The organism is Emcibacter nanhaiensis (genome assembly GCF_006385175.1).
GTDB lineage: Bacteria > Pseudomonadota > Alphaproteobacteria > Sphingomonadales > Emcibacteraceae > Emcibacter > Emcibacter nanhaiensis.
In genome coordinates this window covers 687,299-712,452 of the sequence record NZ_VFIY01000018.1, presented here as the reverse complement: position 1 = coordinate 712,452, position 25,154 = coordinate 687,299, and the positions used below count along the sequence as shown (strand labels likewise).

The following is a 25,154-nucleotide window of genomic DNA, read 5'->3' as shown; positions in this document are numbered from 1 at the left end:
ACTCCCCGAATGAGGCATTCCTGAAGAGTTGTCTTACAACAGTCTATCGGCAGCGGTGACCAAGTTCAAGCGGCTCAAAAAAATGTCATATCCCGCGATAAGCAGCGATAAAGGCCGATAGCGTTCGACGCTTTTTGTTCCGAAATAGTTTATGTTTTTCATGTGGTTAAGGTCATGTCGGGAATGTCCGGATCACAGGAAAAACAAACAGGAGATAATGTCATGGCGCTATTGAAAGAGGTGACGGTCAACGGTCGCAGCTACGATATCTATTATTTCACCGGCACCGTCGTCGATGAAAAACAATGGTCGGAAACGGAAGTCACCGGTAGCGGTGGTGGCGGTTATAATGTCGGCGGTCAGACGGTGGGAAACTATGTGGATGTACGCTCCAAGACCACCCGCCACAATCAATTCATCCTGCAGGGCCGGGACGGCCACGAACAGTCCTTCACATTTGAAGACTGGGGCATCACGTGCCGCAACGGCAGTGTGCTGACCGTCATGTGGGCGATCCCGAAGGGGGCCAAGAACGGTCCCTATATTGCCGTCTATAACCACCAGATGAAGGAATATTTCTGGGGTGATGATTTCGCCGCCATGTTTTACCCGGGCCGGGTCACGCTGCCGCTGCTGGGGAATACGTCCTGGTGGCCGGTGGCGGCCTTTTTTGCCACCCCCTTTGTCTGGTCGGTCCTGCTGTGGTCCGAGGGCATGGGCTTCGCCTTTGGGTTGCTGGTGGCGCCCTTTTTCAGCTTTTTCATTGTCCGCATGCTGGCCAAGGCAAAGGCGCGCAAGATTCTGGAGGGCTATCTGGCCGGCGATCCGGACCAGCTGCGCGACAGGGTTATCGGCACAAAGGGCGAAGCCGCTGTGGCCGAAGCCTGAAAAATCAGTTCACGCCCAGAAAAACAATTCAAACAAGGAGAAGATCATGCATCGGAAATTGATTATGGGAACCGTGGGGGCGGCAGTGTTTCTTTTTGTGGCCCAGCCACAGGTTCAAGCGGGCATATTCGACAAGCTGAAGAAAAAGGCCGAGGAGATTGTCAAGGACGAGGCCGAGGACAAGGCCAAGGAAACGGTGGGTCTTGGTGAGGCGGAAAAATCATCATCTTCTTCGTCAGCCCAGAGCTCCTCTTCCGGCGGCTCCCCGGCGACGGCGCCGGCGACCGTATCCGGCGGGAAACATCCAACTACGGCCCGGATCATGGCCCGCGCCGTTCTCAGCATCGCCCCGGATATTCTGGAGGTGCGGCCGGACTATGATATCAAGTCGTTTGTGAAAATCTTCTATCCGGCAGAAAATGAAAAGCTTGTTGACGAATTCTACTGGCGCAAGAATAAGGAAAAATTCAAGGCGAAGATGCTGGAGGAGTCCGAGGGCGCACCGACCACATTTGAAGTGGCGCCCTGGATTGACAACCAGTCCAACCCCGAAATCGATTATAATAAAACCTCCAATGACCTGATATTTACAGTAGGGCGCTATGATTTCGACAAGCAGGCCTGGCCGGTCTATGTGCCGACGGGTAACAAATGGCCTATCCCCTGGGTCAGCAGTTACCGCAAACCGGTCAGCTATGAGATTCCCGCCGTGAAGGAGGCCAAAACCTATTGGATATCCATGCCAACCGACAAGGCGGAACAACTGCATAAGGATTTCAACGGTATGGGCAGGTTGTATGCCCGTTACCGCTTTACCATTTCGGATGTGATCGGGGTACATGTGGAAGATCATCCGGGATATGAGCAAAACAAGAAATATATGAAGGGCAGCCACAAGGACCAGGTCATCGGCAACTTGGTGCCGATCGGACAAATTGCCATCGCGGGCAACAAGCTCGAGCTTTATGCAACGAAAAGTTACACGACCACGCTGTCAAAAGATGACTATAAATTTGTCGCCACTTTGGAACTGACCCCCTGATCCTGCCGACAGGACGGCATCAACCGGACCGGCTGACTGCGGTTTTCATTTGTCCCCTCCGGGCAAAATGGCTAAGACTTGCAGTCAGCCTTTTTTATTGTAACCAGCACCGGAGGACCAATGACCCAGTCAGACACCCTGAACTCAGGAACTGATGTATGAGCGGGAAGACTCCTGTTTTGCTGGTCCCGGTGTTGGCCGCGGCGCTTGTTTTATGCGCCGCAGCCGGCCTGATGATCGGCCCGGTTGACCTCAGCGTTTCCCAGGTGATGTCCGGATTGTTCGGCCAAGGTGAGGAAAATATCGCCATCATTATCCAGGAACTCAGGGTTCCGCGGGTCGCCATCGGCATCCTGGCCGGGGCGACGCTGGGCGTGTCCGGTGCCGCGCTGCAGGGCCTGCTGCGCAACCCGCTGGCTGATCCCGGCGTGATCGGCGTGTCTGCCTCGGCCGGCCTCGGTGCGGTGGTCGCCATTTCCTTCGGCCTGGTGTCGGTCTTTCCCATGGCGCTGCAGCTTCTGGCCATGGCCGGTGGGCTTTGTGCCACGGCAGTCCTGCTTTATCTGGCGGCGCGGGACGCCAGCATCCTGCCCCTGATCCTGGCCGGGATCGGCATCAGTTCGCTGGCGGCGGCGATCATGGCGCTGGTGATGAATTTCGCGCCCAATCCGCTGGCCCTGCAGGACATGGTCATGTGGCTGATGGGCTCACTGCAGAACCGCACCTTCGACGATCTGATGCTGACCCTGCCGTTCGTGCTGGTGGGCTGGGGCCTGCTGCTCGGTACCGGCCGGGGGCTGGACGCCACCAGCCTCGGCGAGGAGACGGCCATCACACTCGGCATCAACATGAAACTGCTGCGCCTGCGCATTATCCTCGGGGCGGCGCTCAGTGTCGGCGCGGTGGTGGCGGTGTGCGGCACCGTCGGCTTTGTCGGCCTGGTGATTCCCCATTTCCTCCGACCGCTGGTGGGCTATGCGCCCGGGCGTCTTTTGCTGCCCAGTGCCCTCGGCGGTGCCATTCTGCTGCTGCTGGCCGATATGATCACCCGGCTGCCGTTCGGCAATCAGCAGCTGCAGCTCGGCGTGGTCACGTCGCTGATCGGCGCGCCTTTGTTCCTGCATATCATTTATAAAACGCGGGAGGCCATGCGATGACCGGGGTGGAGCGCGAAATCGAAATCGACCGGCTGGCGGTGGGCTATGGCCCGTGCACGGTGCTGGAAAATATCAACCTCAGGTTTGCGCCGGGCCGCATCACCGGCCTGATCGGCCCCAACGGGGCCGGCAAGAGCACCCTGCTGAAGTCACTGCTTGGCCTGATCGAGCCCGGGGCGGGGGAAATCCGGGTCGATGGCACACCGCTCAACAATATTACGATTGCGGAACGATCCCGGAAGCTGGCCTATGCCGCCCAGGGGGCGCCGGTGCACTGGCCCCTGACGGTGGAAAAAATGGTCGCCCTCGGCCGCCTGCCCCACTTGGGGCCGTGGCAGAAAATCGGCAGCGCCGACCGGGAGGCGATTGAGCGCGCCATGACCATGACGGACAGTTACCGCCTCAGGGACCGCATCGTCACCACCCTGTCCGGCGGCGAGCGGGCCTGCGCCATGCTGGCCCGCACCATCGCCACCGATGCCTCCTGGCTGCTGGTGGATGAACCGGTCGCCTCCCTTGACCCCTCACACCAGCTGCAGGTAATGGGAATATTAAAAAATCTGGCCGGGCAGGGCCACGGTATCGTGATTGTCCTTCATGACCTGACTTTGGCCCGGCGGTATTGCGACCAGCTGGTGCTGCTTCACAAGGGGGCTGTACTGGCGGAAGGGGAACCGGAACAGGTGCTGGCGGATGACAACCTGGCTGCCGCCTACGGCATCCGGGCGGTGCGCTGGCAGGCGGACGGACAGGAATTTATCGTGCCGGCGGAGAAGCTCTGAGGCCTCCTAGCGTTCGAGCAGGAATTTTTCCATCGGCAAACGCTCCTGCCAGCCTTCCTTGACCAGTTCGGGGGTGTCGGTCTGTTCTTCGGGATAACCGATGCAAAGGTGGCCGATGAACACCCAGGACTCGTCCACCTCCAGCAGCTCCGCCATCTTGTCCGGCGGTAGGATGCTGACCCAGCCCAGGCCCACGTCATAGCTCCGCAGCATCAGCCACAGGATCTGGATGGCGGACACCACCGAATACATTTTCGCTTCGGGCATGGTGCGCGATCCCAGCCCCTTGCCGACGGCGGTGGCCACATTGGCAAAGACGCTGATCTGCACCGGGGCTTCCCGAAGGCCCGCCAGCTTGAGCCGGGCATAGAGGGCGGCGTCCTCGCCCTCATACTCCCCCAGAGCCTTCTCGTTCTCGATCTCGAAGGCCCGGATCAGCTGGTCTTTTTTTTCCGCGCTTTTGACCCGGACAAAGCGCCAGGGCTGGGAATTGCCGACCGAGGGGCCGCGGCAGGCCATCTGCAGGCAATCGAGGATAATGTCTTCAGCCACCGGGGCGGTGCGGAAGCGGCGGACATCCCGGCGCCAGACCAGCAGGTCGTGCAGCTTTTCTCTGAATTCCTTGTTGAAGACCGGGGTTTCCATGGAGGTGTCCTGTTATGGTTATATTTTCAGGATACTCTATAGCCCGTAAAGTTCAACGACTGAGCGATATTTTCAATCCGGGCAAGTTTGACTTGACGTATAAATTGTTTTTGTAACAAACTAAATGCAAATACAGGGAGCGACAAATGAAAGCATATCAGATTGAAGCCGGCAGCAGCAGCCTTGACGGCCTGAAGCAGGTTGAACTGGACAAGCCCGAGGCCGGCCCGGGCGAGGTCCTGGTCAGGGTCAGGGCGACATCGCTCAACTACCGCGACCAGGCGGTGGTGATCGGAAAATATTTTATCGGCCCGCTGCAGCGGGACACCATCCCCCTGTCTGACGGGGCAGGGGAAGTGGAGGCTGTGGGCGATGGCGTCACCCGCTTCAAGGCCGGGGATCGGGTTGCCGGCACCTTTTTCCAGGGCTGGGTCAACGGCCATCCGCCGGCCTCGATACCGGGGATTGCCCTGGGGGCGCCGCTCGACGGTATGCTGGCGGAATATGTGGTTCTGTCTGAAGAGGGCCTGGTCGGCATTCCGGACAATCTGTCCTTTGAAGAGGCGGCCACACTGCCCTGCGCCGGGGTGACGGCCTGGAACGCCCTGATGGAGGGGCGGACCCTCAAGCCCGGCGATACGGTGCTGTGTCTGGGGACCGGCGGGGTGTCCATGTTTGCCCTGCAGTTCGGCCGCATGGCCGGGGCGCGGGTGATCGTCACCTCTTCCAGTGACGAAAAACTGGAACGGGCCAAGGCCTTGGGCGCGGACGGCCTGATCAATTACAGGAACACTCCGAACTGGGCCGAGGAAGTGATGAAGCTGACCGGCGGCCAGGGCGTGAGCCAGGTTGTGGAGGTTGGCGGTGCCGGTACCCTGCCGCTGTCCTACCAGGCGGTGGGTTCCGGCGGCGAGATTGCCCTGATCGGGGTGCTGGCGGCCCCGGACGGGGACCTGAGCCCTCATGGCCTGATGTTCAAGGCGGCCACCCTGCGCGGCATTTTTGTCGGCAACCGGGATATGTTCGACGGCATGAACAAGGCCATTGCCACCAACGGCATCCAGCCGGTGATCGGCGCCACCTTTGACTTCGACCAGGCGGTTGAGGCCTTCCAGCACCAGATGACCGCCAGCCATTTTGGCAAGATTGTCATCACGGTCTGATCCCGGCGTACACCAGACATGAAAAAAAGCCGCTCGGTTGAGCGGCTTTTTGTTGTGAAACGTGACGTCCTAGCGGAACAGGGTGTCCACAAAGTCGGCGCCGATCCCCACCTTGTCATAATGTTCCTTGGCCATGGCGATATAGTCATGGACGTCGAAATATCCGGCGGCCTCGCCATTTTCATCGAGCCAGATCAGCGGCCCGGTGACCACGAAGAAGACCTGCATCGGGTCTTCGTGATCATAGGCCACCAGGGTATGGCCTTCGCCCGGGGTTTCATAGATGAAGTCTCCGGCGGTGGCAGTCCAGTCATGTTCCAGATAACCCCATTTGCCGCTGACTGTGTAGGCGAAGATCTGGTGCGGGTGGTAATGGCGGTTGACCAGACCCGCTTCCTTGGCCATCAGGATGTCGGCCCACATGTTGCGGGACGGGGAAATCCACAGGGGACGGGAAGAGACAGTGTCGGAAATGGGCACCCAGTATCGCTCGTCCCCCGACGTGGTGTTGGGGTAATAGGTTTCCGGCGCGGCATCCGGCTTGAAAACCTTTTCAATGGGTATGATATCGCGCCAGAATTCTGATTTTGGTGCTTCAGGCATCTTGTCTCTCCTCTATATTTTGGCCTCTATCTTATGGTTTAGCCGACGTTGCGGTCGGAATCGCCCCAGAACTTCTGCCGGATGGTTTTCTTGTCCAGCTTGTTGGCCGGGGTTTTCGGCAGTTCGGTCCAGAATTCCACTTTCTTGGGAGCCTTGACGCCGCCGAGCCGGGTCTTGCAGTGGGCAATGACGTCCTCTTCGGAAATGCTTTCCCCTTCGGCCAGCACGCAGATGGCAGTGACCGCTTCGCCCCATTTTTCGTGCGGAATGCCGATGACGGCGCATTCCAGGATCTGCGGCAGCTCCAGGATGCAGGCTTCCACTTCCGCGGAATAGACATTGAAGCCGCCGGTGACGATCATATCCTTCTTGCGGTCGACAATATAGAAAAAGCCTTCTTCATCCCGGTAGGCCACATCGCCGGTATGATGCCAGCCGAAGGTGCGCACTTCCTCGGTGGCTTCCGGTTTTTCGAAATAGCTGTGGCTGACCAGCGGCCCGCGGGAGACGATTTCGCCCCGCTCGCCCGGCGGCAGCAGGTTGCCGTCATCATCCATAATGCCGACCCGCACGTGCGGCGTTGCCCGCCCGCAGCTGGCGAGGCGTTCCGGGTGGTCTCCGGCCGCGGCCCTGGCGACGGTGGCCGGATCCAGCCAGGTGGTGATCATCGGGGATTCCACCTGGCCATAGCACTGGCACATGCAGGGGCCGAAGATTTCCACGGCCTGGCGCAGTTTTTCCGGCGCCACCGGGGAGCCCACCAGCAGGAAAATCTTCAGGGAGCTGAGGTCATATTTGTTCAGGTCCGGGTGATCCATCAGGATATAGAGCGCGGTGGGCGGCAGATAGATGTGGGTGACTTTGTGTTTCTCGATCGCTTCAAGGACCTTGCCGGCATCAAAGCCGGGCAGGATCACCTGGGTGGCGCCGATGGACATGGTGGCGACGGTGACCGGGCCGGCCGCATGGGTCATCGGTGCAGTCACCAGGCAGACCGGCTCGATATCCGGCACATCCCAGTAGCAGGACGCCGTCGACAGCATGGTGCCCCAGCCGAGGTTGGTTACATTGACCCCTTTGGAGGGGCCGGTGGTGCCGCCGGTGGCGAACAGGCCGACAATTTCATCGAGGTTGCCGAAGGCGTCGCACTTTTCCTGCCAATCGACACCTTCGCCGCGCTTCATGAATTGCTCGAGCGAGGGGTGGTCGCCGTTCGGCTTGTCCAGGCACACCGCCGTGGTGAAGCTCGGGATGTTGGCCAGCATTTCCTCCACTTCCTCGGTCATGCTGGAGTGGTAGAACAGGCGCTCACAGCGCACATAGTTCAGGAACTGGATGTTGGTGTCGACGGAGTTGCGGGCGTTGACCGGCACCCATTTGGCGCCAAACCGCCACAGGCCGAGCAGGGCGATCAGCACACTCCAGTGGTTGGGGGCGTAAAGGGCCACCGTGGACTGGTAGGCGGCGCCGTCGGCGGCCATGGCGGCGGCAAAGCGGTAGGTTTCCGCCTGCAGCTCCTTGAAGGTCATGGACATGTCGCCTTCGATAAAGGCAGGACGGTCGCCTGCACGTTCAACACCTTTGTCAAAATAGTCAATGGATCGCATGGTTTTTCACTCTTGTTTCATTAGGTTGAGGTTTTTTGTTCATTCAGGGGCGTGTCTGCTTCCGGCGGATGGTCGACCAGTTCCGGCTCCCGGCGCAGGCGCAGGCTCAGGATCAGCAGCATGAGGCAGGCGAAAGCGGCCGCCATTCCCATTCCCTCGCCCAGTGACGAGGCTGTTCCATTGTAAAGCGAGGCCGAGACGATGGAGCCGATGCTGCCGAACAGGCTTTGGGCACTGCCAAGCAGGGCGGCGGCCAGTCCGCCGACCAGGCCGAAGGCATGGAGCGCCATGCCGCTGGTAGCCGGGACCATCAGGCCGAATCCGTACATGAAAATCCAGATGGACGACATCACCGCCCATAGCGGCGCATTGAACGGAACGGTGCACAGAAACAGCAACACTGCACCGCTGCCGACAAATATTCCGCCCCATTCCATGACTTTGGGCAGCGTATGAGTCCTGAGCAGGTGATTGCAGCTGATGGTTCCGGAAAGCTGCACGGCGGCAGTGGCCGTGAAGAAAAGGGCGTAATACCGGTTCGGAATTTGATAATAGCCGGTCAGGATCAGGGAAGAAGACGATATCCAGGTCATGATGCCGGCAGACATGCCGGCCTGTATCATCAGGCACGGGCCGCTGACCGGATGCAGGATCATGTCGCGGAACGTGCCGAGGATCTGCAGGAAGCTGGACCGTTTGCGTTTTGAGATTGCATGGCTTTCGCCCAGGAAGACCCAGGCGAAGCCGAGGGCAATCACACTGATCAGGCCCGGGACCCAGAAAACACTGCGCCAGCCGAAGCTATAGAGCAGGAAAGTGCCCAGGGCAGGCGCCAGCATGGGGGAGAGGAAGAAAACCGTGGTCATTGCCGCCATGCGCCGGGCCAGCAGCCGGCCGGTGAAGTGATCTCGCAGCACGGCCCGGCTCACGGTAATGGGGGCGGCGGCGCAGATGCCCAGGAGCAGGCGCCAGAACAGCAGTTCCTCCCCGCTGTGGGAAAAAGAGCACATGAAGGTGGTCAGGGCGTAGCCACCGGTGCCGGCCAGGATCACCGGACGCCGGCCAACCCAGTCGGAAAGCCAGCCCCAGCCCAGCTGTCCGGCGGCAAAACCGCCGATATAAAGACCGATGGTCAGTTGCGCGGCCGCCGAGGTCATGGACAATTCCCTGACCATGGAGGGCAGGGAAGGAAGCAGTACATCAACCGAAATGGCGCCCTGCGCGGTCAGCGCACCGAGCAGAATGATGAACCGGTTGCCCTCCGGGGCCAAATGACGAGAAGACGACATATACTATTCCCTGTTTCACTATTTTCCGCACAAATCGCATTGATTCGTTGTCCGGAAAACTCCCTTATTTACTCTGCAGTTATTCTGTTTTATCTCCCCGGGCGGAGGTGAATATATTTGCGAACACACAGAAAAAGAGGCCGGAATATAGGTCATATCCTGTAAATCTACTTGCTCACGTCTTACACAAATACTTGACAGTCCCGGGGGAGGTGCAGATATAGTTAGCTATACTTATTATTTGTAAGGCGGCATAGTATAAACAAAAAAGACCCTAGACAACATATTCCATAAAAAAGGGTCACAAATATTTACCGGCGCATTTGGGAGTCGTTAAAACCACAGGCAGTTCAAGCCTGGGGCCGGTGAATAAAGCAATGTAAATATAGGGAGAATTTGTGATGTACCATTACTCTACAGATTCGGTCTCGGCAAACAAGCGGCTCGTATACTGGAACGATATTATTTGTGACCAGTTTACCGACCTTGAAACGGTGGCCTTGCAGCCGGACGAGTTCAGGGCAAGTATGGATATGGTTCGTCTCGGTAATCTTTCGCTTTTAAATCCCCGCTCTTCGCCGGCCCAGATCATTCGCACAGCCACGCATGTTTCCAACGCAAAGGACCATCTGTTTTTTCTCCATTTGCAAATCGGGGGGACGATGGAAACCCGCCAGCATGGACATGTGGAGGCGCTTTCCGAAGGGGATATGGTGATGTGCGACAGTGCTTCGCCCTATATCCTGAATGCAAAAGAACACAGCATATTGAGTCTGGGTATTCCCGCCAAATCATTGAAGGCGCATCTGCCCTGCCCTGAACTGGTTGCCGGTAGGAAGCTGGCGGGTGACCGGGGGGCAGGACACGTCCTGCAGACCATGTTACGCAGTATCTGGAGTCAGACCGAGGAGGATTTTTCGCCGGAAATAGAGCAAAGACTGTCCCACAACCTGCTTGATGTTCTGGCGACGGCCTGCAGCGTGGAGCATGGAGCCGCAGCCAGTGAAACTTCGGTTGCCGGAGCGAGGCGGATCCAGATCAAAAGATATATCGAAATCAACCTGCGGGATCCGGAACTTTCCGTCGGCAGGGTCGCGGCAGCGTTCAGAATTTCCAACCGGTATCTGCACGTTCTGTTTTCCGCCGAAGGTGAAACCGTGTCCAGTTATATCCAGCGCAGGCGGGTGGAAGAATGTGCCCGCCAGATGACATCGGCACTCTGGCGCGGCCATACGATCACGGAAATTGCTTTTGGCTGGGGCTTTAACAACACCACACATTTTGCCAGGGTATTCCGGAATTACTACGGCATGAGCCCGAGGGATTTTCGCAATGTCGGCGCCAGTCCCAACGGTGAGGGAGGCAAGGTGCGTGCAAACTGACTTATCCGGCAGGACCGGTACACCGGACTGTATAAAGCGAGATTTTGGGGGGTGTTATCTGTCTGTTTTCGCGGCGATCAGGATGGTTGACACGTTAACTGTTGTAATTTATCAACTACGGGGCTGCTGAAGGCCGTTTCAGATGCAGAAAACTCCCGTATGTGCTTGGGGGATGATTGAAAGTATGAATAAAATGACAAATAATACAGGCAAGGAAGAACTGCAACTGTCATCGGGTAAACCGGTGAGCCTGAAAGGTCTTGATGAACTGCTTGGCTACCAGCTGAAGCGCGCCCAGATCATCCTGCAGCGCGATTTCCTCGAAACACTGGCGCCGATCGGCCTGACCCAGCGTCAGGGGGCAACTCTGTGGCTGATCAAGGAAAACCCGGCCATTTCTCAGTCAGAACTGGCGTCGGTGCTGCTGATGGACCGGGCCACCATGCTGGTGATTATTGACAAGCTGAGCACCCGCGGCCTGGTCAAACGCAAGCGGTCCGAAGTCGACCGTCGCCGGCACGAATTGTGCCTGACTGATGAGGGGGAAGCCCTTTTGGCCCAGGCCAAGGAACTGATCAAGGGGCACGAACAGCGGTTCAAAAACCTGTTCACCAAGGACGAGCTGGCCACTTTCTTCAAATTCCTGGATGTGATCGCCAACCAGTCTTAAGAATATATTTTTCTGCTATTTTATTGCTGCACCAGCATCAGGCCTGTGCTCAGCTTTGCTATATCTATCCTTTCTTCTGTTCGCGAATGTAAAAAGCGACAATGGCTTTTGGCCAAGGTCATTAAACGGTTGCACCTGTCCAAGATAATAGGTTATACAAACAAATAATAATATGTCACACAAACTAATGTGTGACGCCATGAAAGGGTATGGCAATAGCGATGGCACCGGGCCGGCCAGGGAGAGGCGCTCGGAAAAATGAACCGTCGCACCTGAAATATAGTGGAGAAGATGAGGGGCAATGAGGATGACTGAAACAGTCACAGCCGACATCAATTATATTGCGCCGATGGATGTGCGTCCCCGGTATTACGCCAACGATCATTCCAGGGATATCCTGGAAATAGATACCAGGGAAATGAGCGTCATCAATGCGCGAAATCTGACGGATCCCCCCAGGGTTGACCGGGAAGGCTTTGCCCTGGTCCCTCACAAAAGCACCATCATGGATTTTTCCGATCCCGAAGCCGTTGCCGATGTGCATAAGACCGAAATCGAAGCCCTGGTCAAGCAGGTGACCGGGGCAGACGAGGTCTTTGTCACGTCTCCGGGATTGCTTCGTTTCGGGGAAAAAAGCGGCAAGGCTGGGGCCCTGAACAATTCCTATCCGGCCCGCTTCGCCCATGTGGATATCAGCCCCGCCACGGCCCAATGCATGGCCCAGAGGACCAGCCCCGAAGGGAAAAAGGTCCGTCGCTATAACCAGGTCAATGTCTGGCGCGCCCTGAGTGCGGCGCCACAGGATGTGCCCCTTGCCCTTTGTGATGCGAGAACGGTTGAGCCGGAGGACCTGGTGGAGGCGGATGCGATCTTTGACGAACCCGGGAAACCGGAATGGTCGTTCGAGGGCTATGTCGTGGCCCATAATCCGGATCATCACTGGTATTTTTACCGGGATATGACGCCGGATGAAGTGATTGTTTTCAATACCTTTGATAGTGCGACCGGGCAGGCCATGCAGGTCCCCCATGTGGCTTTCAATGATCCGACTTGCCCCGCGGACGCGGTGCCCCGCGTCAGCATTGAAATGCGGGCGACAGCTTACTGGTACGAAAATTAACTGGTCGGCTGAGGACTGAAATAACAAAAACAGGGCGGTTCAGGGGGTGACATCTTAAACCCCAAATTTAAACAGAGTGACAGACAATGAAACAATATCCCGATACCCCGGACTTTACCGGGATCAATGCGCCAATCGGCGAGGAATACAGCCTGAAAAACCTCGAGGTGGAAGGCGAAATTCCGGCGGAGGTGCGCGGCGCCTTCTATCGTGCGGTGCCGGATCCGGCGTTTCCGCCGATGTTCGAGGATGACACCGCCCTGTCCGGCGACGGCATGTTGTCCCGGCTTTATTTCGGGCCCGACGGCCAGGTGGATTTCGACATCCGCTTTGTCGAGACCGCCCGGCACCAGGCCGAAGTTGCGGCCGGCAAGGCGCTGTTCGGCCGCTATCGCAATCCCTTTACTGATGACCCGTCAGTGGACGGCGTCGACCGCACCGTCGCCAACACCACCCCGGTGTGGCACGGGGGCCGCCTGCTGATGACCAAGGAGGACGGCCGCGCCTATGAAATGAATCCGCATACGCTGGAGACCCTCGGCTCCTATGATTTCGGCGGCGTCCTGAAGTCGGAAACCATGACTGCCCATGTGCGTATCGATCCGGCAACGAAGGAAATGTTCTTCTTCGGCTATGAAGCCGACGGCCTGGCCTCTTCCAAGGTGGCCTACTGCATCGCCGACAGGGAGGGTACGCTCACCCACGAACAATGGTTCGATGTGCCCTATTGTTCCATGATGCATGATTTTGTCATCACCGAAAATTATGCAGTGTTCCCGGTCTATCCGACCACGGCTGACCTGGAGCGGCTCAAAGCCGGCGGCGATCACTGGGTGCACCACATGGACCTGGAAAGCTGGGTCGGCATCATGCCGCGCTACGGCGATGTCTCCGAAATGCGCTGGTTCCGGGGGCCGAAGGGCGTGTCCACCTATCACATGATGAACTGTTTCGAAGATGAAGAGGGGCGGGTGCATATGGACCACTGCATGTCCAACTGCAACGCTTTTCCCTTTATCCAGCGGGCGTCCGGCCTCAATGTGCCGCCGCAGGAACTGGGCGGCGGCCTGATCCGCTGGACCATGGACATGACCGGCAGTGACGACAACCTGACCCAGGTGACGCTCGGCCCTCCGGGCGATATGCCGCGCATTGCCGACAAAGACCAGGGACGGCCCTACCAGCGCGGCTGGTACCTGAGCGTCAACCCGGAGCTCAAGGGTCCGCCGCTGATGGGCGGTGTGGTCGGTGCCGAGTTCAACCTGCTGCTGCGGATCGAGCCGGACAACGGCAGAATCGACGCCTATGCCTTCCCGCCGCTGAGCGGCATCCACGAGCCGGTGCATGTGCCGTCGGCCCGGGACGGGCATGAAGGCTGGCTGATTTCCTTCGTCGACATGATGCAGGGCGAGGATGACCTCTATCAGGGCGCCTGGATTTTCGACGCGGGCAATGTGGCGGCCGGGCCGGTGGCGAAAATCACCATCCCGCACCGGCTGCGGCCCCAGGTGCATGGCTGGTGGGTGCCGCAGGCCGAGCTCGACAAGTCGGTCAGAAAGTAACCCGACTTCAGGTCAGGTCCTTGAGGCCGGTTTTGATGCCGGCCTCCGCCGCCTTCATGGCCTCCCGGCGCAGTCTTTCGATATGCAGCCGTCCTTCCGGGATTTCCTCGTCAGGCAGGGCGGCCAGGGAAGTCTCGTAAATTTCCCTGAAGTCCTGGGCGAATTCCGGATGGGTCAGGATCAGGCCGCGGTTTTCGGTCATGCCGCGCAAGGTCTTTTCGCCCACTTCCAGCGGGTCCATGCCGGCCTCGAAGGCGGTGCCGAACTGTTCCAGTTCCGCCGCTTCCACAGGTTCAAAACCACTGTCCTTGAACTCGTCGGGCCGTCGCGTGGCGCTGTCCCAGGCATTGGTGCGGGTCAGGCCCGGACACATCAGCGACACACCGATGTTGTAGGGCGCCAGATTGTAGCGCAGGCTCTCGGTCAGGCCGCGCACGGCAAATTTGCTGGCGGTATAGATGCCGGCCTGGGGGCCGGGCAGGAAGGCCGCCATGCTGGCCACATTGACGATGTGGCCGCCTTCGCCATGGGCCTTGATCCTGGGAATGAAGCTGACCAGTCCGTTGACCACGCCGCCGAAGTTGACCCCCATGATCCAGTCATAGTCCGCATAGCTGGCTTCGTCGGTAGGGCCGAACACGCTGACCCCGGCGTTGTTGATCAGCACATGCAGCTTGCCGAAATGATTCTCCACCTCGTCGGCGACTTCGGCGAATCTGTCCCGGTCCTGGACGTCCAGTTTCAAAAACAATGGTTGCTCGCGCCCTTGGTCGGCAAACCAGCGGGCGGCCTGCTCCTTGTGGTCCTCGTTGCGATAGCTGAGCGCCAAGCGCATGCCGGCGTTGCTCAGGGCCCGGGCCAGGCCGAAGCCGATGCCGGACACCCCGGCCGTAATGAAAGCTGTCTTGTTTTCCCAGGACATAAAAATTTCTCTCTATATTGATGTTGATTTGATTATTAGTTAGTGTAGCATACTAACAAATGTTATTCATAAACACCAAAAAATATAGGGAAAAGGGAAAATGACTGACAACTCTGATCTGAGGGCCGAGCTGCAGGCTCTGACCAATCGTGTGGGCATGCTGGAAGACCAGCAGGCGATCCGCAAACTTCACTATGCTTACGGCTATTATATCGACTTCTGCCAGTATGACGAAGTGGTGCAGCTGTTTGCCGATGACGGGGAAGTGATCTTCCTGTCCGGCATTTATAAAGGCAAGGCAGGAGTCGCCCGCCTCTACAAGACCTGGTTCCAGAATTATTTCACCCACGGCAAGCCGGGGCCCGAGGATGGCTTCCTGCTCGATCATTTCCAGATGCAGGACATTATTACCGTGGCGCCGGACCGCAAAACCGCCAAGGGCCGCTTCCGCGCCGTGCTGATGGGCGGGGTGCATGAAGACCGGGAATATAAGCCCGAGGGTCTGCCGGATCAGTTCTATGAAGCCGGAATCTATGAGAACGATTATGTCTGCGTGGACGGGGTGTGGAAGATCAAGCGCCTCGACTATATGGTCCAGTGGCAGGCGGACTATGACAAGGGCTGGGCCAAAACCAAGGCTCATCTGCAGCCGGCGGTGGAAATCTATCCCGGCAATCCGATCGGGCCGGACGAGCTGCTGCCCGAACCGCGCCTGACCTGGCCGAATCGCCATGACGTGCCTTACCATTATGCTCATCCGGTGATGGGTAAGGCCTTTAAACCCTTCGAGGAGTGAGCCATGATGCGGGCATTCTACGCGGGCGTTCTGATGGCCGCCCTGGTGTGCCCCCAAGCTTTCGCCGGGGAGGGGGCATCCTGTGACAAAACGCCGCGCCAGGTGGTCGAAGCCTTCGGCAAACTGTTCTATGACCAGTTGAAGGTAAAGGAGGCTTTCGAAACCTGGGTGCGGGAAGACTATATCCAGCATAACCCGGTGGCCCCCGACGGTCGCCAACCGGCCATCGACGCCCTTAGCGGCTGGCTCTCGACTCAGCCCGATTTCAAGTATGATGTAAAGCGGGTCATTGCTGACGGCGATCTGGTTGCAGTGCATATGCATGCTAAGCCGACATCGGAGGATCGCGGCTTTGCCGTGGTCGATATCTTTCGTGTCGAAGGCTGCAGGATTGCCGAACATTGGGATGTGTTGCAGCCGGTGCCGGAAATCTCCGCCAATAATAACACCATGTTCTGATGCCAGGCCTGCGTCAAGCAGGCTGGTTTAAGGAGAGAGCTCATGTCGCAAGATAATTCCGACAACAGTGAAAAAGGCATGCGCGGCCTTGGCAATAATGTGATTAACCCACGCTCCCATGTGGGACTTGCGCCGCCTGAAGCGGAAATTGACTACAACGCTCCCTATAAGCGCATTGCCACCGAGGAAGCCTGGAGTTTTCCCGAGCTGGTCGAAGCCCAGGTGAGGCTGCATAACAGCGGCCGGGCCTCAGACGATGCCTCGCTGGCCATGGCCAATATGTTCGCCGGCATGTCTGCCTTGCAGGACATCCTGTTTGACCTGGGCGATAAGCGTATCGCCCGGATGGATGAGCTCGGCATTGACCGGCAGTTGCTGTTACTGACCTCGCCCGGGGTGCAGGTGCTGGAGCCGGAAGAGGGCAACCGTCTGGCCCGTATGTCCAACGATATTGCCGCCGAAGCCTGTGCCAAATACCCCGACCGCTTTTCCGCCCTGGCCGCCTTCCAGCCCCAGGATGTGGATGGCGCGGTGGCGGAAATCGACCGCGCCATGCAGGAATTGAAGCTCAGTGGTGCGGTGCTCAATTCCCACTGGAAGGGGCGTTACCTGGACGAGGCAGAGTTCGAACCGATCCTGGCGGCACTGGAGGCCAATGATGCGGCGCTCTATATCCATCCGACCGCGCCCCGCTACAACGAACCCTATCAGTTCCGCGGCATGACCGGGGCGCTCGGCGGTTTCCCCCATGATGTCTGGATTCACACCATGGGCCTGATCCTGTCCGGGGCGTTTGACAAATATCCCGACCTGCGGCTGGTGATCGGCCATCTCGGAGAATGCATGCCGCTGCATCTTTATCGTTTTGACTGGATGCAGTCCAATGCCGACGGGGTGCCCGGTCTGCGCGGCGGCCAGGATCCGGTGACGCTGGAACATCCTATCAGCTATTATTTCAAGAAGAATATCTGGATCACCACCAGCGGCGTGGGCTGGGAGCCGGCCATCAAATTCTGCATGGATGTGATGGGGCCGGACCGGGTGATTTACGCCATGGACTATCCCTACCAGCAGTCTGGCGACGAAGTGGCCGCCTATGACCGCATGGACATCAGTCCGGAACATAAAAAGATGCTGATGCAGGAAAATGCCGAACGGGTGTTCCGGCTCTAGATCGAACCTAATTCCTCTGGCTTTATAGCCAAAGACTGAACCGCCTGCTTCCCGAGACATGCCGGGAGGCAGGCGGATTTTTATGGATCAGGCATCCCAGAGCAGCGGCAGCTTGTTCAGGCCGTGGGCAATGCCGGTGACCATCTCCGGCGGATGGTCCGGGTCGAGCCGGAAGTCGGGAATCCGCGGCAGCCATTCCTGCAGGAAAATCTGCAGCTCCTGGTCGGCCAGTTTGGCGCCGATGCAGCGATGGATGCCGGTGCTGTAGCTCATATGCCGCGAGGCATCCCGGCGGGTGAAATCAACCGCCATGGGATTCTCGAAAATATTCGGGTCCAGGCCATACAGGCAGCCCGACATCAGGACCTGTTCGCCCTGTTTCAGTTGGGCGCCGTGATAGTCCATGTCCTCCCTGACCACCCGGGCGATGTTGGGGATGGAATAGCGGCGCAGCAGCTCCTGCACCGCATTGGGAATCAGGGACGGATCGTCAACCAGTTGCTGGCGGTGGCCCGGGTTTTCCGCCAGGAACAGGGCCATCCAGCCCATGCTTGAGGCGACGGTATCAAGCCCGCCGCCCAGCAGGCCGCTGGTCAGGCCGTAGGCCATTTCATCATCCAAAAGCTTGCCGTTTATTTCGGTATGCAGCGCCGCACTGAGGATCTCTTCACGCGGATTCTCGCGCCGTTCCGCCACCAGCTCGACGATATAATTGTTGAGATAGTCGCGGCCCCACTTCCGGGTTTTCTCGTCCACTGGCCGGAGGCCGGAATTGACCGCCGCCAGAAGCGGCTCGCGGTCTTCCATCGGCAGGTCGAGGATACGCAGGAATATGATGATCGGCAGCTGCTGGGCGAAGTCTTCGATGAATTCACACCAGCCCTGATCGATGAAGCCTTCGACCAGTTCCGCCGCCAGCGCGCGGGCCTCATCGGACCAGTGCTGGATTGCCTTGGGCAGGAACGCGGGCGCCAGCATCTTTTTCAGCGGCGCATGTTCCGGCGGGTCATATTCCAGCGGCAGGCCGCGGGGGCGTTCGGGAATGATGGGAATAAAGGCATGGCGCGAGGAAAAGCGGCCGTAGTCGGTCAGGATTTCCTTGATCTGTTCGCCGCGGGTGGCGATCCAGTGACCGCCATTGTGGGGTGTCCAGATCATTTCCGGGCCATCCTGAAGCCTTTGCCAGGCGAGATAAGGGTCGCCACCGGGCGTGCAAGGGCGATAGAAATTGAAGTCCACGACCTGTTCCGGCCGGACGTGAGACGGCGTCTCTGCGGGCATGAATATCCTCCTAATACATACAGGGGTGAATGGGCTGTTTGCCCGTTTTGTCTCCCGAAAATTTTTTTATTGTTATTTTGTCAAGTTGTATCCAATTTGAGTAAATTTTGATAACATGTGTTGCGAATATATTTGCTCTAATTGGCTTGACATGTTAGTTAAAAAAACTGTATGTAACACAAATTAAAAATACAAATATGAGATAAACTAGTCAATAGTGGAGAAGGGCGAAGTCAACTTGGGGGACACCGGGGTCTGTTCTATGGGCGGAGCCTGGTTCTGACTTTTTCCCATGTCTGTTCTTCCCTAAAAACAGGATAGTTTAAACTTATTTGGAATCAACGGCTTGGTTCATTTTTGTACGGAAATGAGCTGGGCAGGGAAGAAGGTCTCTCGTCAGGTATATCTCAGAGGAGACCGGACTTCGAACGGGGATGAAATGGCGGCTGGAAGGGCTGCCGGACAAAAAGGTAACTGCCGCAAACAAGGGAGGCGGAAAAAACATGACGGATGTCACGCTGTTTCACTGGGAGCCGAACGCAAATTCGGGTAAGCCCATGCTCGCTTTGGCCGAAAAAGGTGTCCAATTTAAGAGTCATTACCTCGATCTTCTGAATTTCGATCAGCACAAGCCGGAGTATCTCGAGATCAATCCGCAGGGAACTATTCCCGCCATGCTGCACGGAGACAAGGTTCTGACCGAGTCCACAGCCATTATGGAGTATGTGGATGAGACCTTTGATGGCCCGGCGCTGATGCCGGAAGACCCCTATGATCGTCTGCGGGTGCGCTGGTGGATGAAATTCATGGACCAGTGGCTGGCGCCGTCCTTCAGCATGATCGGCTGGAGTTTCTTCGTCGGGCCGTCCGTGCGCAGCAAGGACCCCGAAGAGCTGAAAGCCGCCATTGACCGCATCCCGATGCGTGAGCGCCGCATTGCCTGGCGCAAGGCTATTTACGGCACCTTCAGCGAAGAGGAAATGACCGAATCCATGCGTCGCGTGTCCGTGGGCATTGATATGCTTGAGACTGAGCTGTCCAAGCACAAATGGCTGGCCAGTGATGAATACAGCCTGGCCGATGTGAACGGCTTTAACCTGGGCTACGCCCTGCCGCTGTCCCAGCCGGAACTGGCCAATGATGAACGCACGCCGCACATCATGGAGTGGCTGCGGAAAATCTATGAACGTCCGGCCACCAAATATATCTGGAGTATGGGCAAGACGGACATGGTCAAACGGGTGCATATTCTTGAGCGGGGAGCAAACTAATGACGATGAAACTTTATCACGGTGAACCCAATGGTCCCTCTCTGTCGGTTCTTGCTGCGCTCTCGGAAAAGAATCTCGACGCTGACCTGGTGTATATTGACCTGGCGATGGCCGAACGCCATGGCGACAAATGCGAGCAAAGCGTTGAGGTAAACATGAGCGTCGAGGGGGAAGGCCCTGTTCTGGTGGTGAACGGTGAACCGCTCGCGGATTCCGTTTTTATCGCCCGCTATTTTGACGATATCGGCAGCGGCACGGCGCTGGTGCCCGAGGATTCCTACGGGTGCTGGGAAGTGATGACCTGGTGTCGCCAGATCATTGAGCGCCTGGCCCCGGCTGCCGCCTATCTCGGCGTTCGCGCCTATCTTCAGGAGCCGCTTGCCGGTCTGGAAGAGGGCGATTTCGAGGCGCGAGTCGGTAAAATTGCCAGTGAAGACCTGGCGCAGCGCTGGCGCGATGTGCGGGCCGGAAATTTCTCCGACGAGCAGGTGGAAGATTCCCAAAGCAAGGTTGTCGCCGCGGTGGAGAAAGTCGAAGGCCGGCTTGACGGGCGCGACTGGCTGATGGGCGACTTCAGCATGGCTGACCTGGAAACCTATTCCTGGCTGGCCGGCATGGTCGAACTGGTGCCGTCGGCTTTCGAAAATGCTGAGCAAACCCGGGCCTGGATGGAGCGGGTGCGTAACCGGTCTTCCGTGCAGCAGGCCTTGTCCCGTGCGACAGTGGCCGAGCCGGAAAAAAGCTGGGCGCCCGGACCTGAAATTAACCGCTGGGGATAAAATTCCAGACTGGGGGCGCGCAGCATCTTATGTTGCGGGCCCAAAGTTTCTCCCGGTGAGATCCAGGCTGACGCGCGGAACGTAAAAAGTATGGAATACTAACGTTTGATATAGTAGCGTTTGAGTCCGGAAATTTTGGGAGAGTGCCGGAATTTTGAGTAACCGCTGAATTTTGGGAGGACATGAGAGATGATGATAAAAAGATTGCTGATTGCGGCGACCCTGGTGCTTGCCGGTTGCGGCGGTGATGAAGAGCAGAAGGTTTCTTCCGGCGGTGTTGACCGGGACGCCCTGCTGTCTGCCGCCGGCAACACGTCGAGCTGGCTGACCTATGGCCGCACCTATAATCAACAGCGCTACAGCCCCGCGCACCTGATCAATCAGTCCAATGTCTCCTCACTCGGCCTGGCCTGGTACGCGGATATGGATACCGCCCGCGGCCAGGAGGCTACCCCCCTGGTGATTGACGGCAATCTCTATTTCTCAACTGCCTGGTCCAAAGTGAAAGCCTATGACGGCGCCACCGGCGCCCTGTTGTGGGAATTTGACCCTGAAGTGCCGGGCGAGACGGCGGTGAAAGGCTGCTGTGACGTGGTCAACCGCGGCATGACCGCCTGGGGCGACAACCTGTATTTCGGCACCCTGGACGGCCGGCTGATTTCGCTCGACCGCAAAACCGGGACCGTGAACTGGAGCGTGGTCACCGTTGACCAGTCCAAATCCTATACGATTACCCAGGCGCCCATTGCCATTGATGGCAAGATCATCATCGGCAACAGCGGCGCCGAGATGGGGGTGCGCGGCTATATCACCGCCTATGACGCCAAGACCGGCGATCAGCTGTGGCGTTTCTATACCGTGCCGGACAATCCGGAAAACGGCCCGCAGCCGGAGTATCTGGAAAAGGCAGTAGCAACCTGGAACGGCGAATGGTGGAAGCTTGGCGGCGGCGGCACTGTCTGGGATTCCATGGCCTATGATCCGGATCTTGACCTTCTCTATATCGGGGTCGGCAACGGCTCGCCCTGGAACCAGTCCTACCGGTCTCCGGGCGGCGGCGATAACCTCTATCTGTCCTCCATTGTCGCTTTGCGGCCGGAAACCGGTGAATATGTCTGGCACTATCAGACCACGCCGGGCGAAACCTGGGACTTTACCGCGACGCAGCATATCATGCTGGCCGATATGGAAATCGACGGCAAGAAACGCAAGGTGCTGATGCAGGCGCCGAAAAACGGCTTCTTCTATGTGCTTGACCGGGCAACTGGCGAACTGATTTCCGCCAATAATTACATCCCGGTCAACTGGGCCGAAGGGATCGATATGGAGACCGGACGTCCCATCGAAAAGCCTGAGGCCCGTTATTATAAAACCGGCAAGCCCTTCTTTGGCTCTCCTGGCGCCAGTGGCGGCCACAACTGGCAGCCGATGGCCTATGATCCGGACCAGAACCTGGTCTTTATTCCGGCCAAGCTGGCAGGCTTCCCCTATTTCCCGGACGAAAACTGGAAGCCGGCCGCCATGGGCTTTAACGTCGGTATCGATATGGCCGCCGGCGCCATGCCGGCGATCGAGGAAGTGCGTGATGCCGCCCGGAAAGCAACGACCGGCGCCCTGATCGCCTGGGATCCGGTGGCGCAGAAGGCACGCTGGCAGGTGAGTTTCCCGGGGCCGTGGAATGGCGGCCTGCTGGCCACCGGCGGCGGCCTGGTTTTCCAGGGCAATGCCTCCAGCAAGTTTGAGGCCTATGCTTCGGATACGGGTAAGGAACTCTGGTCGTTCCCGGCCCAGACCGGCATCCTGGCCGCCCCTGTAACCTATACCATTGACGGTGAACAATATGTGGCCGTGCTTGCCGGTTGGGGCGGGGTCTGGCCGCTGGCTACCGGTGTGCTGGCGGATGTGTCCGGTCCGGTCCGCAACATCAGCCGTCTTTTGGTCTTTAAACTGAACGGCACAGCCGAATTGCCGCCGATGCCGCCGCTCAATGAAATGCCGCTTGATCCGCCGCCGTTGACCGCGAGCGCGGAAGTGGTTGCTGAGGGTGCCAAGCTTTTCGGTCGTTTCTGTGGCGTCTGCCACGGCGATGCCGCTGTCGCCGGGGGCATTACCCCCGACCTGCGCTACAGCGGCCTGCTGTTCGATGAGGAAAGCTGGAAAATGGTCGTCATCGACGGCGCCCTGAAAGACAACGGAATGGTGTCCTTTGCCCCGGTGATCTCCGAGGAACAGGCCCAGAGCATTCGCCACTATGTGATCAAGCGGGCGAACGAAGACAAAGCATTGGAGCAAACAGAATGATCAAACTTTATACTTCTGAAACCCCGAACGGCTGGAAAGCCTCCATTGCCCTGGAGGAATTGGAGCTTCCCTATGAAGTCCACCACATCCAGCTCAGCAAGGGGGAGCAGAAGGAACCCTGGTACCTCAAGATCAATCCCAATGGCCGTATTCCGGCCATTGACGATGATGGTTTCACGGTTTTCGAATCCGGTGCTATACTCATGTATCTGGCGGAGAAAACCGGCAAGCTGATGCCGACCGATATCAAGGGCAGAAGCCTGGTGACCCAGTGGCTGATGTTCCAGATCGGCGGCCTTGGCCCGATGATGGGGCAGGCCAATGTATTTTACCGCTATTTCCCGGAAAAAATTCCGGCCGCCATCGAACGATACCAGCGGGAGACTCGTCGCCTGCTGGAAGTACTGAACACCCGCCTGGCCGACAATGAATATCTGGCCGGCGATTATTCCATTGCCGATATCGCCAACTGGACATGGGCCCATGCCTATGCCTGGTCCGGAGTCAATATCGATGGCCTTGATGACCTGCAGCGCTGGATCGACCTGGTCGGTTCCCGCCCCGCGGTGCAGAGAGGCAAAATGGTTCCGCCGCCAACCGACCTGGGCGCCCAGGACGACAAGACCCTTGAAGGCGGCAAAAAACTTTTAGTCTGAATGAATAACTGAACTCAAAAGCAGGAAGCATGTCATGAATGAAATGAGCAATATTTACAAGCAGTTTTCTTATTCCGAGAAAGCTCAGAAAGCCCTGGACCGCAAGCCGGCGCACTTTATCAACAATGAATGGGTCAGCCCCTCCGGTGACGAAACTATCGCCGTGGTTGACCCGTCAAGCGGCCAGGAAGTCAGCCAGATTTCCGAAGCCACAAAGGCAGACGTTGATCGTGCTGTCGCCGCCGCCCGCGCCGCCTTTGACGACGGCCGCTGGTCCGACCTGCCGCCGATCGCCCGTGAAACCATGATGCACAAGCTGGCCGACCTGATCAGCCAGAATGCCGACGAACTGGCCGAACTGGAAGCCATCGACAACGGTAAGCCCAAAGGCATGGCCGGTGCGGTGGATATTCCCGCCTCTGCCGGCATGATGCATTATATGGCCGGCTGGGCCACCAAGCTCGGCGGTGACATGATCGAGCCGATGGCGATGCCGCGCGGCACCGTGCACAGCTATGTCCGTCGCGAGCCGGTCGGCGTTGCCGCCCAGATCGTGCCCTGGAACTTCCCGCTGCTGATGGCGGTCCTGAAAGTGGCTCCGGCCCTGGCTGCCGGTTGTACCCTGATCCTGAAGCCGGCCGAGCAGACTTCGCTCACCGCCCTGCGCATGGCCGACCTGGTGGCCGAAGCCGGTTTCCCGCCGGGGGTTATCAACATCATCACCGGTTACGGCCATACCGCCGGTGACGCCTTGGTTAAACACCCCGATGTGGACAAAGTCGCCTTCACCGGTTCCACTGAAGTGGGCAAGATCATCAACAAGAATGCGACCGATACTCTGAAACGGGTGACCCTGGAATTGGGCGGCAAGTCCCCGGTTGTGGTGATGCCTGATGTGGATGTGGCCTCTGCCGGTGCCGGTTGTGCCGGTGCGATCTTCTTTAACTCCGGCCAGGTTTGTGTTGCCGGTTCCCGTCTGTTCGCTCACAGCTCCATCTTCGACAAAGTGATCGAAGGCGTGGCCGGTGCGGCTGACTTCTGGTCCCCGCGGCCGTCCCTGGATCCGGAAGCTCACATGGGCCCGCTGGTGTCCGACGAGCAGTTCAATCGCGTCATGGGCTACATTGAAGCCGGTAAGAAAGCCGGGGCTTCCGTGGCCGTGGGTGGCGACGCTCCGTCTGCCGACGGTTACTATGTGAACCCGACCGTGCTGGTGGATGTGAAGCCGGACATGAGCGTGGTGCAGGAAGAAATCTTCGGCCCGGTTGTGGTGGCCCAGCGCTTTGACGACATCGACGAAGTGGCCAAGGCTGCCAACGACACCTGCTACGGCCTCGGCGCCGGCATCTGGACCAAGGATGTGACCGCCATGCACAGGCTGGCTGCCAAAATCAAGGCCGGTACCGTGTGGGGCAACTGCCACGGCGTGATCGACCCGGCTCTGCCGTTTGGCGGCTTTAAACAGTCCGGCCTCGGCCGCGAGCAGGCCCGCCAGGGCGTTGAAGCCTATACCGAGCTGAAGAGCGTTATTATTCAGCTGTAATCAGTCCTTCGGCCCCTCCCTTCCGGGGGAGGGGCTTTTTGTCCGTTGATAAGAAATAGAGAA

The 25,154-nt window shown here is 58.3% G+C and carries 23 protein-coding genes; 17 read left to right on the top strand and 6 right to left on the bottom strand.

Annotated features, from left to right (window positions below):
* Positions 1–222: 222 nt before the first annotated feature.
* The 4 genes from FIV46_RS17525 (at position 223) to FIV46_RS17510 (ending at position 3,869) form a co-directional block, all read left to right on the top strand.
* Positions 223–888, top strand: a complete 666-nt coding sequence (locus tag FIV46_RS17525) for a hypothetical protein (protein WP_139942214.1) — start codon at positions 223–225, stop codon at positions 886–888.
* A 46-nt stretch (positions 889–934) separates the two neighbouring features.
* A complete protein-coding gene (locus FIV46_RS17520; RefSeq protein ID WP_139942213.1) occupies positions 935–1,930 on the top strand; it encodes a hypothetical protein in 996 nt (331 codons plus the stop codon).
* Between the two features lie 158 nt (positions 1,931–2,088).
* On the top strand, positions 2,089–3,087 hold the full coding sequence (locus FIV46_RS17515) for a FecCD family ABC transporter permease (protein WP_139942212.1): 999 nt from the start codon (positions 2,089–2,091) through the stop codon (positions 3,085–3,087).
* Positions 3,084–3,869 (top strand): ABC transporter ATP-binding protein, encoded by a 786-nt coding sequence (locus FIV46_RS17510; protein WP_139942211.1) that lies wholly within the window; start codon positions 3,084–3,086, stop codon positions 3,867–3,869. Before FIV46_RS17515 ends, FIV46_RS17510 begins: the two co-directional genes overlap by 4 nt.
* Positions 3,870–3,875: 6 nt before the next feature.
* Here FIV46_RS17510 and bluB read toward each other — a convergent pair whose 3' ends face one another.
* Complete coding sequence (bluB, locus tag FIV46_RS17505; RefSeq protein ID WP_139942210.1) at positions 3,876–4,514, bottom strand: 5,6-dimethylbenzimidazole synthase; 639 nt, start codon at positions 4,512–4,514, stop codon at positions 3,876–3,878.
* Between the two features lie 146 nt (positions 4,515–4,660).
* Here bluB and FIV46_RS17500 point away from each other — a divergent pair, with 146 nt between their 5' ends.
* Complete coding sequence (locus FIV46_RS17500; protein ID WP_139942209.1) at positions 4,661–5,677, top strand: zinc-dependent alcohol dehydrogenase family protein; 1,017 nt, start codon at positions 4,661–4,663, stop codon at positions 5,675–5,677.
* A gap of 69 nt (positions 5,678–5,746) precedes the next feature.
* Here the strand turns inward: FIV46_RS17500 and FIV46_RS17495 are convergent, their stop codons facing one another.
* From FIV46_RS17495 to FIV46_RS17485, 3 genes are read right to left on the bottom strand one after another with little or no spacing between them, the layout of a single operon-like run.
* Positions 5,747–6,280 carry a 2,4'-dihydroxyacetophenone dioxygenase family protein gene (locus FIV46_RS17495; protein WP_139942208.1) on the bottom strand — a complete coding sequence of 178 codons (534 nt, stop codon included), beginning with the start codon at positions 6,278–6,280 and terminating at the stop codon, positions 5,747–5,749.
* A 38-nt stretch (positions 6,281–6,318) separates the two neighbouring features.
* Positions 6,319–7,887: an AMP-binding protein gene (locus tag FIV46_RS17490; RefSeq protein ID WP_139942207.1), complete on the bottom strand. Its 1,569-nt coding sequence runs from the start codon at positions 7,885–7,887 to the stop codon at positions 6,319–6,321.
* 20 nt (positions 7,888–7,907) lie between these two features.
* Positions 7,908–9,176: a multidrug effflux MFS transporter gene (locus FIV46_RS17485; RefSeq protein ID WP_139942206.1), complete on the bottom strand. Its 1,269-nt coding sequence runs from the start codon at positions 9,174–9,176 to the stop codon at positions 7,908–7,910.
* A gap of 401 nt (positions 9,177–9,577) precedes the next feature.
* Between FIV46_RS17485 and FIV46_RS17480 the strand changes: the two genes are divergently transcribed.
* From FIV46_RS17480 to nov2, 4 genes are all read left to right on the top strand, one after another.
* Entirely contained in the window at positions 9,578–10,558 is a 981-nt protein-coding gene (locus FIV46_RS17480) for an AraC-like ligand-binding domain-containing protein (protein ID WP_139942205.1), read from the top strand.
* Between the two features lie 193 nt (positions 10,559–10,751).
* Positions 10,752–11,228, top strand: coding sequence for a MarR family winged helix-turn-helix transcriptional regulator (locus FIV46_RS17475; RefSeq protein ID WP_181163293.1), 477 nt, complete (start codon positions 10,752–10,754; stop codon positions 11,226–11,228).
* 307 nt (positions 11,229–11,535) lie between these two features.
* Positions 11,536–12,348, top strand: a complete 813-nt coding sequence (locus FIV46_RS17470) for a CmcJ/NvfI family oxidoreductase (RefSeq protein WP_139942203.1) — start codon at positions 11,536–11,538, stop codon at positions 12,346–12,348.
* Between the two features lie 86 nt (positions 12,349–12,434).
* Positions 12,435–13,910, top strand: coding sequence for a lignostilbene-alpha,beta-dioxygenase NOV2 (gene nov2 / locus FIV46_RS17465; RefSeq protein WP_139942202.1), 1,476 nt, complete (start codon positions 12,435–12,437; stop codon positions 13,908–13,910).
* 7 nt (positions 13,911–13,917) lie between these two features.
* Here the strand turns inward: nov2 and FIV46_RS17460 are convergent, their stop codons facing one another.
* Entirely contained in the window at positions 13,918–14,832 is a 915-nt protein-coding gene (locus FIV46_RS17460) for an SDR family NAD(P)-dependent oxidoreductase (RefSeq protein WP_139942201.1), read from the bottom strand.
* Positions 14,833–14,932: 100 nt separating this feature from the next.
* Between FIV46_RS17460 and FIV46_RS17455 the strand changes: the two genes are divergently transcribed.
* The 3 genes from FIV46_RS17455 to FIV46_RS17445 are packed head-to-tail and all read left to right on the top strand — an operon-like array spanning position 14,933 to position 17,260.
* Positions 14,933–15,628 carry a nuclear transport factor 2 family protein gene (locus FIV46_RS17455; protein ID WP_139942200.1) on the top strand — a complete coding sequence of 232 codons (696 nt, stop codon included), beginning with the start codon at positions 14,933–14,935 and terminating at the stop codon, positions 15,626–15,628.
* A gap of 3 nt (positions 15,629–15,631) precedes the next feature.
* Positions 15,632–16,087: a nuclear transport factor 2 family protein gene (locus tag FIV46_RS17450; RefSeq protein ID WP_139942199.1), complete on the top strand. Its 456-nt coding sequence runs from the start codon at positions 15,632–15,634 to the stop codon at positions 16,085–16,087.
* A gap of 42 nt (positions 16,088–16,129) precedes the next feature.
* On the top strand, positions 16,130–17,260 hold the full coding sequence (locus FIV46_RS17445; RefSeq protein ID WP_139942198.1) for an amidohydrolase family protein: 1,131 nt from the start codon (positions 16,130–16,132) through the stop codon (positions 17,258–17,260).
* A gap of 87 nt (positions 17,261–17,347) precedes the next feature.
* Here the strand turns inward: FIV46_RS17445 and FIV46_RS17440 are convergent, their stop codons facing one another.
* Entirely contained in the window at positions 17,348–18,541 is a 1,194-nt protein-coding gene (locus tag FIV46_RS17440; protein WP_139942197.1) for a cytochrome P450, read from the bottom strand.
* Between the two features lie 503 nt (positions 18,542–19,044).
* Between FIV46_RS17440 and FIV46_RS17435 the strand changes: the two genes are divergently transcribed.
* The 5 genes from FIV46_RS17435 to FIV46_RS17415 all read left to right on the top strand — a co-directional run bounded on the left by FIV46_RS17435 (position 19,045) and on the right by FIV46_RS17415 (position 25,091).
* Positions 19,045–19,812 (top strand): glutathione S-transferase family protein, encoded by a 768-nt coding sequence (locus FIV46_RS17435; protein ID WP_139942196.1) that lies wholly within the window; start codon positions 19,045–19,047, stop codon positions 19,810–19,812.
* Entirely contained in the window at positions 19,812–20,591 is a 780-nt protein-coding gene (locus FIV46_RS17430; protein WP_139942195.1) for a glutathione S-transferase family protein, read from the top strand. The genes FIV46_RS17435 and FIV46_RS17430 overlap by 1 nt, the downstream gene beginning before the upstream one ends.
* A 189-nt stretch (positions 20,592–20,780) precedes the next feature.
* Positions 20,781–22,892: a PQQ-dependent dehydrogenase, methanol/ethanol family gene (locus tag FIV46_RS17425; protein WP_139942194.1), complete on the top strand. Its 2,112-nt coding sequence runs from the start codon at positions 20,781–20,783 to the stop codon at positions 22,890–22,892.
* Complete coding sequence (locus FIV46_RS17420; protein ID WP_139942193.1) at positions 22,889–23,548, top strand: glutathione S-transferase family protein; 660 nt, start codon at positions 22,889–22,891, stop codon at positions 23,546–23,548. The genes FIV46_RS17425 and FIV46_RS17420 overlap by 4 nt, the downstream gene beginning before the upstream one ends.
* Positions 23,549–23,582: 34 nt before the next feature.
* A complete protein-coding gene (locus tag FIV46_RS17415; protein WP_139942192.1) occupies positions 23,583–25,091 on the top strand; it encodes an aldehyde dehydrogenase family protein in 1,509 nt (502 codons plus the stop codon).
* The last annotated feature ends 63 nt before the right edge of the window (positions 25,092–25,154 follow it).